The organism is Bradyrhizobium frederickii, from assembly GCF_004570865.1.
Taxonomy (GTDB): Bacteria; Pseudomonadota; Alphaproteobacteria; order Rhizobiales; family Xanthobacteraceae; genus Bradyrhizobium; species Bradyrhizobium frederickii.
On record NZ_SPQS01000054.1, the window covers coordinates 1 to 13,929 of the forward strand.

6 protein-coding genes and 3 pseudogenes are annotated in these 13,929 nt (G+C 59.0%); 3 read left to right on the forward strand and 6 right to left on the reverse strand.

Annotated features, from left to right (window positions below; all coding sequences use genetic code 11):
* The 6 genes and pseudogenes from E4K64_RS38050 to E4K64_RS38085 all read right to left on the reverse strand — a co-directional run.
* The coding region (locus E4K64_RS38050; protein WP_135167557.1) for an IS630 family transposase at nt 1–959 on the reverse strand (959 nt) is incomplete at its 3' end.
* Between the two features lie 206 nt (nt 960–1,165).
* Entirely contained in the window at nt 1,166–2,302 is a 1,137-nt protein-coding gene (locus E4K64_RS38055) for an MFS transporter (RefSeq protein ID WP_430642573.1), read from the reverse strand.
* Nucleotides 2,303–2,696: 394 nt separating this feature from the next.
* Entirely contained in the window at nt 2,697–5,801 is a 3,105-nt protein-coding gene (locus tag E4K64_RS38060; RefSeq protein WP_126262155.1) for an efflux RND transporter permease subunit, read from the reverse strand.
* A 3,638-nt stretch (nt 5,802–9,439) separates the two neighbouring features.
* A pseudogene (locus E4K64_RS38075) lies at nt 9,440–10,548 on the reverse strand (IS5 family transposase).
* A 348-nt stretch (nt 10,549–10,896) separates the two neighbouring features.
* Entirely contained in the window at nt 10,897–12,018 is a 1,122-nt protein-coding gene (locus E4K64_RS38080) for an IS110 family RNA-guided transposase (protein ID WP_126262157.1), read from the reverse strand.
* A 155-nt stretch (nt 12,019–12,173) separates the two neighbouring features.
* Entirely contained in the window at nt 12,174–12,431 is a 258-nt protein-coding gene (locus tag E4K64_RS38085) for a LexA family protein (RefSeq protein WP_126262158.1), read from the reverse strand.
* A gap of 42 nt (nt 12,432–12,473) precedes the next feature.
* Between E4K64_RS38085 and E4K64_RS38090 the strand changes: the two are divergent.
* The 3 genes and pseudogenes from E4K64_RS38090 to E4K64_RS38100 form a co-directional block, all read left to right on the forward strand.
* Nucleotides 12,474–12,623 (forward strand): annotated as a pseudogene (locus E4K64_RS38090) (IS630 family transposase); the annotation flags it as partial.
* A gap of 145 nt (nt 12,624–12,768) precedes the next feature.
* Nucleotides 12,769–12,969, forward strand: coding sequence for a hypothetical protein (locus E4K64_RS38095; protein WP_347338659.1), 201 nt, complete (start codon nt 12,769–12,771; stop codon nt 12,967–12,969).
* Between the two features lie 311 nt (nt 12,970–13,280).
* Nucleotides 13,281–13,929 (forward strand): annotated as a pseudogene (locus E4K64_RS38100) (IS630 family transposase); the annotation flags it as partial.

The window sequence follows — 13,929 nt, forward strand, 5'->3', positions numbered from 1 at the left end:
ATGTGTTCCTGAAGCTGCTTGAGGCTTGTGAAGGAGGTGCCGCTGAGCGATTGTCCCTGCAAGATTGAGAACCATACCTCGACCTGATTGAGCCACGACGCACTGGTCGGCGTGAAATGGAATTGCACATTGGGATGGGCCTTGAGCCAGTTCTCATTCTTCTTGTGGGTGTTGAGGTTGTCGAGGATGACGTGAAGCTTCCGGCCCGGAAAGGCCGCGGTGAGGCTGTTCATGAAATCGAGAAACTCGACACGGCGACGGCGTTTTGAATGCGTAGCGATGATCTTTCCGGTGGCGACTTCGAGCGCTGCAAACAATGTTGTGGTGCCATGCCGCTTGTAATCGTGGCTCTGGCCGGTCAAGGCGCGGCCATTGGGCAACTTCAGATAGCCCTGCGCTCGCTCCAAAGCCTGGATCGAGGGCTTCTCGTCCACGCAGAGCACAATAGCCTTCGCCGGCGGGGCGACGTAAAGGCCAACGATATCGGCGGCTTTGGCCGTAAAGTTCGGGTCGTTGCTCTCACACCAGGACTTGCGAGCCGCGAGGTCAATCTTGTGGCTGCGCAGGAACCGCCAGACATATTGAACGTCAACATCGCCGAGCGCCTCGGCCAGCAGAGGGCCGGTCCAGCGCGCAAACCCTTGCGGGGGCGGCTTATCCAGCAGCTTCAGAATCCGCTTGTCGGTCGTCTTCGTATAGATCGGCTGCTTGCCGGGCCGCGGCTTGTCTTGCAGCCCTTCAAGGTCTTGGTCGGCATAGCGATGCCGCCAAAGGCTGACAATCCGCGGCTGGACCCCAACTTCCTTGGCGATCGACCGGGTGCTGCACCCGTCCGCCGCCAACAGGACTATCCGCGCCCGCTTCAAATCGCGCTGCAATGTCATCGGTGAGCGACAACACGCCTCAAGCACCTTGCGATCTTTCTTTGAAAGCCGGACTTCTCTTGCTTCGGGTATCATCCCGACCTTGAATCACGACTCACGTTCCAAGAAAAGCGGATACTAGCTACGACGCAGCCAACCACTTGCAGGAAACGGAGAATGGCCATGATCGAGACCTGCTACCATGAAGTCGAGAGCTCATCGTCTCTAAGCCGCTAAGTGCCGACCGCTGGACGGTCATTAGTCGGAAGCGTACTGGTGTCCCTTTCCTCTCGGCCAACGCCTTAGCGATGGTCTGTCATCATCCTCGCTGACAGCGCAACGATGGACATGAGCGCGCCCAACATCCCAAACGCCACACGCAAGCCAAACATGTGTGCGACGAGCCCAATGCCGGCGGGTCCAACGAGTATACCCGCGTAGCCGGCTGTCGTGATGACCGCGATCGCAACGGCTGGCGGCATCATTTTCTGTTTGCCGGCGCGTCTACAAAGTACAGGTACAACATTAGAAATGCCCAATCCAATGAGCAGGAACCCCGCCATAGCAATTAACGCAACGGGCGCGGCCACCACAGCCAAGAATCCTGTTACGATCGGCAGAGTCCCGAGTATCAATATGGCACGGTCACCGATTCGCGCCACCACGGCATCTCCCCCGAGACGCCCTGCGGCCACTGCGATTGAGAAGAGCATACACCCAATGCCCCCATGCGCTTCCGCGAGAAGATCTCGTTCAACGAGAAGCAAAGCGCTCCAATCGAGCATTGAACCTTCGACAAGGAAAGTGATAGCCGCGAGCACAGCTATTAGCAACACACTGCGATTGGGCAAAACAAACGATGGCCCCTGCTGCCCCGCCCCCGCCGCGAGCAACCCCGGCCAGGCCGATAGAATCGCGATTGTCATCAACGCCGAACAGACCAACGTCGAAAAAAGCGGGCCAAGCTGCAGGGACAGGAGCGAGGTCACGGCGGCAGAGCCGGTGAATTCCCCAATGCTGTACTGGGCGTGGAAGCCAGACATCAATGGACGGCCCGTGACGCGCTCCAATTCAATCGCGTAAATGTTCATGGCTACATCGATCGAGCCCAGTGAAACGCCGAACGCAAACAGCGTAGCACCGAGCCTGACAGGTGTGTTGGCGATTCCAAGGCACGGGAATAAGATCGCGAGTCCAAGTCCACCCCCGAGGATAATGGGCTTGCTGCCGTACCGCGCATTCAATACGCCGGTCAAAAGCATCGTGATAACGGATCCCGTTCCGAGACAGAGCAACAGAAAACCAAGCATGCGGTCACCGACCGCGAGCCGCTCCTTGGCGAGTGGCACCAAAGGCGCCCAGGCCGCGAGGCCGAATCCGGCCACAAAAAATGCGAGCCGGATCCCAAGCAGGCCGGCAGACCAATTAGCAGGCAGTATCACGGGCGCTCCTGAGAGAACGGCTCGCGAGCGCGACGCCCCTCATCCTGCGTGCGTCGCCTGCAGGCGGCGCTATCGACAATGATGGCGTCAAGCTGGCATTCTTTATCCCTGCAAATGCAATGCCGTCACAAAAATTGTTGGACTACCTCACTAGGCAAGCGGACGGTGATCGTCGAGCCCATGGATAGGGTGTGTCGGTTATTCCTTCCCTGTTAAACTGGTTTCTGCTGATCTGCGACAACCGGAGGCGCAACGCTCACTGTGGCTTTGTCGCAAAGCCTACAAACCTCGCAAAGCCAACGGGACGTGAAGATCTCGATTCGTAAGGGAACGTGAAAGATCGCAGGCTCCTTCGCGCACCACACTGAGCGAACCTGGATTGATTTTATCGTCATTGCTTGGCCATCTGGGCATCAGCAGCGCCGATGAGGTCGAGATCGGCAGCGATCTTCGCGCGGCCGGAGCTCGCATCGGCACGATGATCGGACGCGATCGCGACATAGACCGCCGGCAGCACGAAGAGCGTGAACAGCGTGCCCACAGACATGCCCGCGACGAGCACGAGCCCGATCGAGAAGCGACTCGCGGCGCCAGCTCCCGTTGCGGTCATCAGGGGTATGAAGCCCGTGACCATCGCCGCAGTGGTCATCAAGATCGGGCGCAGTCGGACGCGCGCCGCCATCTCTATAGCCGAGCGACGGTTAAGTCTCTCCTTGAGCTGCAGCTCATTGGCGAACTCAACCATCAGGATGCCGTGCTTGGAAATTAACCCGACCAGTGTCAACAGTCCGATCTGAGTATAGATGTTCATCGTCGCCCAACCAAAGAATGGCGGGATCAAGGCGCCGACGATTGCCATCGGCACGCTGATCAGGATGATGAGGGGATCGCGCAGACTTTCGAACTGCGCCGCAAGCACCAAGAATACGATTATGAGTGCAAATGCAAAGGCAATGGCCAGTTGGTTACCCTCGTGCACATATTGGCGCGCGTCGGCAAGGAAGTCGTGACTGAAGCCTGCGGGCAGTTTCTTCGCCTCCGCTTCCAGGAAGTCCACAGCCTGACCGATCGAGACGCCGGGCATCGGCACAGCCTGAAAGGTCGCGCAGTTGAGCTGATTGTAGTGGGTGAGCGCGTTCGGATCGGTTGCAGTCTCGATGGAGACTACGGTCGACAGCGGAAGCATCGAGCCCCCCGCAGTCTTCACATAATAGCTCCCGATTGCTTGCGGCGCCAGGCGTTCTTCGCGGGGCACCTGCGGGATCACCTCGTAGGATCGGCCCTGCAAATTGAAGCGGTTGACGTAGTTTCCGCCGAGTAAGGTGGCGAGCGCGTTTCCGATGGTCTGCATGGTGATGCCAAGCTCGTTGGCCTTGGATCGATCAACCTTGATTCGTACCACCGGCCGGTTGAACTCGAGGTCGGAGTCGCTCACCATGAACAGACCGCTCTTCTGCGCGGCTTCCTTCAGCTTCGACATCTGCTCGTAGACGGATTGGAAGTCGAACGTCGAATTGATCACCATCTGCACCGGTAGGCCATCCGAACCGCCCGGAAGTGGCGGCAAGCTAAAGGCAAAGGCGTTGATGCCTTCAATCTTGGACAGCTCGGCCTGGACGAGCGACTTAAGCAAGATCGATGAGCGCTTGCGCTCGTCCCATGCCTTGAGCAACATGCCGGCCATGCCACTCTGCTGGCCGCCAACACCATTGAGTACAAAGCTCAAATCGGTCTCTGGAAATTTTCGGAGCGCGTGTTCGAGCTTGGTGCCGTAATAATCGAGGTAGTCGATATTGGCGTATCTCGGCGCCTTGGTTAAAGCGAATACGATACCTTGATCCTCCTCGGGTGCGAGTTCCTTGGAAGTATTCATATAAAGAAAGCCGACGAGGCCCAGCATGGTCAGCGCAAACAGGCCGGTAATCGGACGATAGTCGAGCGAGCGGTCGAGCTTTCGGCCGTACCATCGTGTCATGGTGCTGAACCCGCGGTTCACAAATGTTGCAAACCGCCCCCCCTCTGCCCGCCTCAGGAAGACCGAGCACATCATCGGCGATAGGGTCAAAGCAATTACGCCCGACACGATCACCGCTCCTGCCAGCGTAAACGCAAACTCGCGAAACAGCGCGCCAGTGAGGCCGCCGAGAAACCCGATTGGAGCATATACCGCAGCCAAGGTAATCGTCATGGAGACAACGGGGCCGACGATCTCGTGCGCGCCCCTTATAGCAGCCTCTAGAGGCGGCGCACCTTCTTCCAAATGGCGATGAATGTTCTCCACCACAACGATCGCGTCATCGACCACGAGACCGATTGCGAGAACCATCGCAAGGAACGTCAGGAGATTGAATGAAAACCCCAGCGCCAGCATCATGCTGCAGACACCAACAAGCGATAGCGGAATAGTGACCACAGGAATGATGACCGACCGCAGCGAGGCAAGGAAAAGGAAGATTACCGCCACCACGATCACGACGGCTTGGATGAGCGTCTTCTCCACCTCATCGAGCGACGATTGAATGAATTTGGTGGAGTCGTAGGCCACGTTCATCTTCAGTGACGGCGGCAGGTTACGCTCCATTTCTGGAAACAGCGCCCGAACGCCTCGCGCTATGTTTAGCGGATTGCCTTGCGGGCTTGCCCGGACGCCGATAAAGACCGCGTGCTCGCCGTTCATAGCGACGCTAGTGTCAGTGGTCTGCGCGGCAAGCTCGACTATCGCAATGTCTGCTATGCGCACAAAGCCACCGTCATTGGATTTGACGATCATGCGCTTGAAGTCATCGACACTCCGCAGATCCGTGTTTGCCGTGACATCGGAGATAGTGAAATAGCCCTTGGTCTGGCCGGCCGCGGCCTGGAAGTTGTTAGCGGCGATTGCAGCCGAAACTTCAGCCGGCGACACGCCGTGCCCTGCCATTTTCGCGGTATCGAGCCATAGCCGCATCGCAAAGCTCTGGCCGCCCAGGATGTCTGCCGCTGCGACGCCGTCGACCGTTGACAAAGCGGGCTGCACAACGCGCGAGAGGTAGTCGGAGATCGCGCTGGCCGCCAATTCCTCGCTGGAGAAGGCGATATACATGACAGCGGTGGCCTGACCGGTCGACTTAGTGACGACCGGATCGTTCGATTCCTTCGGAATTAAGTATTTGACTGAGTTTACCTTGGAGAGCACCTCGGTGAGCGCTTCATTGGGATCAAAATTGAGCTTGATGTAGACTTGGATCGTGGAGGTACCGAGCACCGATGAGGAAATAACGTAGTCGACGCCCTCGGCGGAAGCGACTGCCTGCTCCAGGGGAGTGGTGATGAACCCCTGGATCGTGTCGGCCGAGGCCCCAGGATAGGAAGTCGTGATATTGACGACCGTATTAGATAGCTTGGGATATTGCCGGATCGGCAGTTCGGTGGCCGCGCGAAAGCCGATCAGTAAGATCAGGCAACTAACGACGACAGACAATACCGGACGTTTGATGAAAAGCTCGGTAAATGCCATCTCGACTCGCATTTCAAGAGGAATATGCAAATTCGCCGGCAACGCACACCAGCGATGATCATCAATGCGGCGACTGTACTAGAGACCCGAGCACAAGCGACGCGTTATTGGCTACTCTAAGAGCTCACGCGCTGGCGAGCGTGGACGCCCTGTCCTCCGCTTCCAATTTCGTCGCTCAATAAAATGCTATTCCGCTGATCTGGTGGCTGATCGGGATCTCGATAGTGGCACCTTCTAGGAAGCTCCTGCCCTTTTTGCGTGCAACAAGATGTTCGTCTCAACACCTGATTGGAACGCGCCGACTTCTGGCAAGGCATCAGTTCAAACTTCGCACTGAACCGCAGATCGAATGATCTAGGTTCGACATCGAAAGTACAAACGATCTAACCGGCGCTCAACTCTACGAAGGTAAGTGGGTGATATAGCATCGGCTGCAAAGCACTAAACCAAGGTTTGTCGAATTGGCCGCTGATCGCCGCCAACAAGACTTACAGGGTTGCCGGACACAACGTTCACGGCCTCACACATTCCCTGCGCACGCGCTGTCGCTTGGCTGACGCGCCGAACAAATTCGTATCGGCGCTCGCCCTCTGCTACCAGCTCGATACGCCTCTTGTAACAGTGGCTTGAGTGTTTCTTGCTCGATATACTGCGCACGGTTTGGCTACTCATTACGCTACCGGGTTGGCAACGCCAGTATTACGTTGTCGATCAGCCGCGTTGAGCCAACATAGGCGACCGCACAAAGCGCCGCGGGGCGCAGCAGTGGCCTCGGTTGCGATCTGTTTCACCTGTGTGACGCGGTCGTCGAACGCTCCGACTTCCGGGCACGTGGCAGCCAGGGTTTGGCTTGGCGATGCAAAATGTCTTATGGAGCGATCACGGTCCATCCACGCCTTCTTCGCGGAACGCTTGGCCATTTGGTGAAACTGCAGCGCACTGCAGTCTTCGTCACGCCACCTTACGATTACGCTTGGCACTATGGCCCCTCGGCCATTCCGCGTCAGAGGCGCATTCTTATGGGTATCCATCCGATCCTCATGGGGGTACGCTAAAGATTCGACATCTTCAGCTTCCTCGTTCAGGGATGGACAACCGACCGAAAACTCACATCTAAGTGGTCTCACGGGCATCCTATCCGAAGCGGCTGCCCCTTGCGGCCCTCTAGAAGCGCGCGTATGCGCGCAGCGATCTGCCGTGCTTCCTTCGGCCGCAGGTTGGGCTTCATGCAATCGAGTATGGCTAGCATCGCCTGAACTTCGTCGATGTTAAATATTGCGGCGTCGCGATCCGATGGTCCCAGAGACTGATCGGCGGCACGGGCTTGATTGGCCACAAGCACCGCAAGGGCTTGCGACCGCAAGGACATGATATGCCGCTCGAATATGCATTTGTTGGCCTGAGCTGCCCTGTGGGCATGTGCCGCAAGCGCTGGTGGCCAACCCCGTCACGAAGACTGGAGCTGGCCACCTTTGCTCCCGGGAGGCTCAAATCCTCAAGGCTACCAACTTGTATCTTCTAGAAGTACCGAAGGGCACCTACCAAAATCGGTCGGTCCCATCCTCACCGGCGGCTCTCTAAGCTAGGTCTTCGCCTTGGATAAATTGGAGACACCAGCATGCCCAGACACGTGCGCTGTGCATAAACAAGAATGAACGGCCAAACGCGCATGAGAGACGCGAGAACGTTGACGGAGTAAATCCAGACGGAGCGCGATAGAAGCAGTCCCTTTGGAAAGATTATCCGAGACCTCGAAAGCCACGACAGGGAGTACCGGCAACGCAGTCGGCGTCGTCGTCGCTACACATGGCGGACACAATTGCACCAAGATAACCGCGGCCGCGGCTTCGCAGGCAGCCTCCTTCCCTTCCAGAGGGTTGGTGATGATTGATCGGAAGCAGTGCAGTGCGGCGCGGCGCCGTTTGGTGGCACTGGAGCAGACGTTATCCCTTGCCCGCCCCCATTGCTAATTGGACTTAGCACTCGGCGCTCGTCCCCCACGGGGCAGCGCTGTCCCTGCAACCCCGCTAACAGGCTCCAAGCTCAGCTAGCGGTGGCAAAATGCTAATCGGGAGCTTAGCGCTCGCAAAACGAGTAATATTGCCAGAACGAGACCTAGCCCGTGTGTCGGAAGCAGTGCGAACACGGCTCGGCGCCTGACGGCCTGGGGCATCATGAGGAGCGATCTCTGCCGCATCCGCGGTGCAATGAGCTTAACGGAAGCGTAACTCGGCACATGGTGGTCCTTCAGCTCATGCGCTGTCCCTGCCACGCACCCGTTAAACCCAACGATTGTTTATCGGGGCTGGCTTACCGAAAGCTGACAGACCTGCGCAGCAATTTACATAACGAAAGCAGCCCATGTGGCCGCTTGCCGCCGAGAGCAATATCGACGTTTACCCCTCGGATAGTAGCCACTCGGCATGTTTGCGATCAACGGCAGCCGCTCCGGGGCGACGCGCCGGATCGCGCGCAGCCAATCCACTGCACGTTTATGACTGAGTGACCTCACGCCCCCCGGCTCGTGCCGGCTTTTTGATCGCGCAGGACTGGCCATTCGGATCGCGCATCAGTTGCTTTCGAACCCGAACACGCCGCGCCGCTTACCGGGGCCCGCTCCACGCTGGGTTCTCGTACCGAAGACGATTGTGTCCGTTTCGTCAAAATGCGCTACCAAGCCTTCATCAGGCCCATTAGCCTGTAAGCGTCTAAACTAGACTGAATTGGCGAGTTCGACAGAAAGCAGCGCGGATGCGACTCGGCGTCTATATCAAGGAGCTTTCCCTATCACGTGCCGCTGGCTCAATGGTTAGCCCCCGGGGATCACAAGGTAAGGCACCCGGCTTTCCTGCGAGGCCCGTCGCCTCAGGGTACGGTAATACTTTAGCGATATAGCGTCCTCGGGTGACCTACCAGCATTGGTGGTCATGCACAGCAATCGAGAAATTGCTGGTCAAACTTGAAGATATGCGCGTTTACCCCGCTAATCCTGGGCAGGTTGAACTTCTCCGCTGCTCCGCTGGGTGCCAGGATGGATAGCTGATTACGGTGCCTCCTCAGCATAGATTGCCCACGGTGCTTCTCACCTCAGTTAAGCAAGTGATGGGTTCTGGATCTGACGCTGAGGTCGATCGTATATCGGCCGTTCGATGCGCACCACGGCTGCCGTGAGCAATACCACTACGTTGTAAACCGTCGAGAACAGCGCGACACTCGAGCCGTTTTCGCGGTGGCGGACGTATTGAAGACGCATCAGAGCTCATTGGCACGATGAGACCCCAACCCTCAATGCAAACTGGAAAAGGAAGGGTCGTATCAAAGTCTCTTTGACAACGAGTTTGATACGATCGCCGCCTTTGGCCGTCACAGAGAGGCATGTAAAGCAAAGGAGGACATCAATTGATCAGACCTTCGGGACTCATCCTGCGGCTCGCCATTCCCGCCTCTCGTCGGTGCATCTTTCGCTCATGGGAGAATGGGTCGTGGGCCAGCGAAAGGCATCGATTTCGTCAAAGATCGGTACCTATGGTGCGCTTTGCTGGTTCGAACGCCTGTTTCATCGAGGAAGTTATCTGGTGGCGAAGGGCCACGAGGTAACTACGCCAAACTCGGAGGTTGTCTCTCGACGCCGGTGACGATTATGTCAAGCGCGTGGGTCTTACCGTGTGCCGTCGGTCCTTGGGCAGTCGCACCAGATTGTAGGCGGCGGCAGCGAAGGTAAAAGCCCATGCTACGCGATCACGGCCACGGAAGCTGGTCTTCTCTTGCCCGGCTACCGTCTTGATCCAGCCGAACGCCTCCTCGATGCGCTTGCGGATGCGCTGGCTGACGGCATAGCCCCGTGCCGGGTCGTTCGCCCGTCGATCGCAGAGCTGCGGCCGCTGGTGTTCTGCGCAACATGCGGCGTCACGTTCATCAAGCGCAGCTCATTGACGAAGTCTTCTGTGTCGTAGGCCTTGTCGGCGCCAAGCGTGATCGCTGTCGGCCGATCAGCACGAGGCTCGATCATGTGTAGCGCGGCCACCCGTTCGGCATACCCGTCAGCCAGCGTCAGGCAGGCGTCGACCACCAGGCCGTGGCGGTTCTCCATCAGTCCGTGCCCGATGAAGCACAGCTTCGTCTCCTTGCCTTTGCCCTTGCGGTACAGCCTGGCGTCCGGATCGGTGGTCGAAGCATGGGTGTCGTTCGAGCGCTTCTGGCCATGGAAGTCCGCTTCGGCATTGCGCCCGCCGCCTTGCGCCGGCGGCTCGCCCGCGCCATCCTTAGGCTTGACGCTCTTCATCGAGGCCCAAGCCTCGATCAGCGTGCCATCGACCGAGAAGTGATCGCTCGACAGAAGCTTCTTCGCCTTGGGCTGCGACAGCACCGCCGCCAGGAACTTCGCCGCAATGTCGCCTTCCAGCAGTCGGTCGCGGTTCTTCGAGAACACCGAATGGTCCCAGACCGCATCGTCGACGCCGATTCCGACGAACCAGCGGAACAGCAGGTCGTATTCCAGCCGCTCCATCAGAAGCCGCTCCGAGCGGATCGAGTAAAACGCCTGCAACAGCATCGCCCGCAGCAGCTTCTCCGGCGGGATCGACGGCCGCCCAATCGGCGAATAGAGCGCGGCAAACTCGCGCTCCAGCGCCGACAGCGCCTCGTTCACAATCGTCCGGATCGCTCGCAGCGGATGATTACGCCGCACCCGCGCCTCCAGGTCAACGTAGCTGAACAGCTCGGCCGTTCGATTGTCCCCGCCGCGCACGAACCATCTCCGAATCTCGTCGGAGCCAATGAATCACGGTCGCCGGTCGACGGCGAGTGCCTTTTTCAACAGCCTGCTGCTGTCAAAGGACTCGATCGAGCGGAGCCGCTTCCGGCTGAGCGCCCGGACGCTGTGACTTCGAAGGTGACCACGGTAGGAGGCAGGGCCAAAGACGACGGTTGATCAAGCTCTCATGCGCGGGTTGGCTACCGCATGACCGTGGTTTCGTCTTGGGGCTGCCTCGGTCTAGGGGGCGAGCGTCGGCAATGCCGGCTCATAACAGGCCACGAGGATTCCCCACCGCGCCCTGCCTCCTGCCCTGGGCACCAATATGGTCGAGCAGCGCCCTTAGGCGGCGGGCACGAGTTGTACTTGACGAGTGATCGCCCATAGGAAGCCCACCATCTCGCGTGCAATGGCGGTGGTGACGATCACCTTGGGTTTGCCGGCCGCCGACAAGCGGCGATAGCGGGCGCACAGCCTGACCTGTGCCTTCCAAGCGATATCGCGGATAGCTTGAGGCAGGCGCTCGTTACGGTCATGGAGCTTGCGACTGACGCGAGCTTGCATGCGATAGGTCCATGCCCCCTCGATCAGAGCGCGCCTCGCCACGGCGTTGCCGGCCTTGGTGATACCGCCGCGTCGGATGGTGGCGCCGCTCGAATGTTCCGACGGCACGAGGCCGAGAAAGGCCATCAACTGGCGGGGATTGTCGAAGCGGGAGAAGTCGCCGACCTCGGCAACCACCGTCACGGCGACGATGAAGGCGACGCCGCGCACGGCCTGCACGGCCTGCACGGCCTCTACGAATGGCGTCATCGACCATTGTGGCGCCAGCTCCTCGATCCGCTTGGTCAAACAGTCCACACGGACCTCAGCGTCGGTCACGGCATGAATGTAGTCCTGCAGAACGATTTGGCTCGCCGGGTGATCGAAGCGCACCGTGGTGAGCCAGCGACGATAAGCCAAGGTCCACCCCTTCTTCCCGGCATAGATGCGCCCATGTCGCAGCAGGTAGCCTTGGAGATGTTGCCGCGCCTTGCCGAGCACACGCATCGCGGTGGCGCGGGCTCTCACCAAGTCGCGCATGGCCTCATGCGCCGCATCCGGTACCCACACGGCTGTCAGCTCGCCGCTCCGGTGCAGCTTGGCCAGCATCGCTGCGTCGCGCCGGTCGGTTTTAACCCGATCCCCGGCCTTCATCGGGATCAGCGAGGGGGCCACCACGATGCAGTTGTGCCCCAGTCCCGTCAGTTGTCGATGCAGGCCATATCCGCAGGGACCGGCTTCGTAGCAAAAACTTACCTTCCGGTCACCCTTGCCAAGCTTCTCCGCCAGCCTGGTGATCTGATCGGCACGGTTAGGAATGATCCCCAAGTTACGAACTTCCCCGCCGCGCATCGCTTCGGCCACCGCAACCGAAATCGTCGTCTTGTGCACATCCAGCCCTACGAAAATGCTATCGTTCATCAGGCCCGCTCCCCATGCTTGAGGCTCGGCGCCGGACCATCCGGCGCAACCCTCGATAGGAGCTTGCCGCGGGGCGGGCCGCCCGTCACCTCAGATCGCGAACATAGGGTCTAGTGGCTCTGCACAGTGATTTTGACTGGTTGGATCTGGGGCAGTCAGACTAGCTCCGGCAGGCTTTTGGGATCGACGAGAACCTCGATGCTGCGAGGCGTCCTTGGCTGCCGTCTGATGAGGCCGGCGCGTTCCAGCGTCAGCACCATTTGGTGAACTGAGGGCGGGCTGACGCGAAAATATTCCTGCATGTCGGTTTCCGCCGGGGGCCTGCGGTGCAGCCGCGTATAGAGGTGGATGAAGGCAAGGTACTGCCCCTGTTTGGGCGTGAAGGTTTTTGCCGAAGGACTCACGCCGGCCATCCGATTCAGTTGTTCGTGCTCGCCTCGATCAAGGAGGCCAGCATGAATGTACGCTATCGGGTCGAACTGAGCCAAGTCGAGCGCACCGAGCTCAAGACGCTGCTGGGCGGTGGCAAGCATGCGTCCCGCAAGCTCAAGCGGGCCCAGATTTTGCTGGCTGCCGATGCCGAGGCCAGCGACGAAGAGATCGCCAGGACATGCTCGTCGTCTTGCGGACCACGAAGATCTCGGCCAGTAATCCACCTTCTGTTTGGTGGCCCAGGGATCGCTGAGAATTGAAGCTGTCTGCTGAACAACCTTACGCCAGCCCTGAAGCGCCGCGCGCAAGCTTGTCGAATTGGCAGCCAGCATTGAGCAGGTCCAGGATGGCCGCATCTACATCGAGCGGATCAACGCGCCATTTCTCTACACGCTCAAGGCCAGCGGACCGGAGTTCGGAGCTGGCATCAAGCACGCAGTTGAGAAGGGTTGGCTCGAGCTACACGAGAGCGGGACTTTCGTGCGTTTGCTGAAGCCGGGAAAGGCGCTGACAACGTAGACCAACCGGCCCCAGCCTGGAGGTTTTTCCGGATCGAAAAACGAGCCGGAGGCAGCAGACCGGGCGAGCCGGTAAGGTCGCCTCAATTGGCTGCCGGTCTCCGCGCTGGCGAGCCTAAAAGTGATCTTCAGAAATTGGTGCCTGTCGTCGTCTTTTTGCTTGCTCGTTCCTCGCTGGCCATACGGCCTCAGCGTCCGAGCCAGCCCCGGAAAATGCTTGAGGCCGTTTTGTTGTTTCCTGTCACGAACCTGTGGCACGGCCATTGCTAGTATCCGCTTTTCTTGGAACGTGAGTCGTGATTCAAGGTCGGGATGATACCCGAAGCAAGAGAAGTCCGCCTTTCAAAGAAAGATCGCAAGGTGCTTGAGGCGTGTTGTCGCTCACCGATGACATTGCAGCGCGATTTGAAGCGGGCGCGGATAGTCCTGTTGGCGGCGGACGGGTGCAGCACCCGGTCGATCGCCAAGGAAGTTGGGGTCCAGCCGCGGATTGTCAGCCTTTGGCGGCATCGCTATGCCGACCAAGGCCTTGAAGGGCTGCAAGACAAGCCGCGGCCCGGCAAGCAGCCGATCTATACGAAGACGACCGACAAGCGGATTCTGAAGCTGCTGGATAAGCCGCCTCCGTAAGGATTTGCGCGCTGGACCGGCCCTCTGCCGGCCGAGGCGCTCGGCGATGTTGACGTCCAATATGTCTGGCGGTTCCTGCGCAGCCACAAGATTGACCTCGCGGCTCGCAAGTCCTGGTGTGAGAGCAACGACCCGAACTTTACGGCCAAAGCCGCCGATATCGTTGGCCTTTACGTCGCCCCGCCGGCGAAGGCTATTGTGCTCTGCGTGGACGAGAAGCCCTCGATCCAGGCTTTGGAGCGAGCGCAGGGCTATCTGAAGTTGCCCAATGGCCGCGCCTTGACCGGCCAGAGCCACGATTACAAGCGGCATGGCACCACAACATTGTTTG

Coding starts and splice junctions, on each gene's coding strand:
- E4K64_RS38085 (WP_126262158.1), bottom strand. CDS start 12,431: ATGGCCGGCGTGAGTCCTTCGGCAAAAACCTTCACGCCCAAACAGGGG.
- E4K64_RS38080 (WP_126262157.1), bottom strand. CDS start 12,018: ATGAACGATAGCATTTTCGTAGGGCTGGATGTGCACAAGACGACGATT.
- E4K64_RS38060 (WP_126262155.1), bottom strand. CDS start 5,801: ATGGCATTTACCGAGCTTTTCATCAAACGTCCGGTATTGTCTGTCGTC.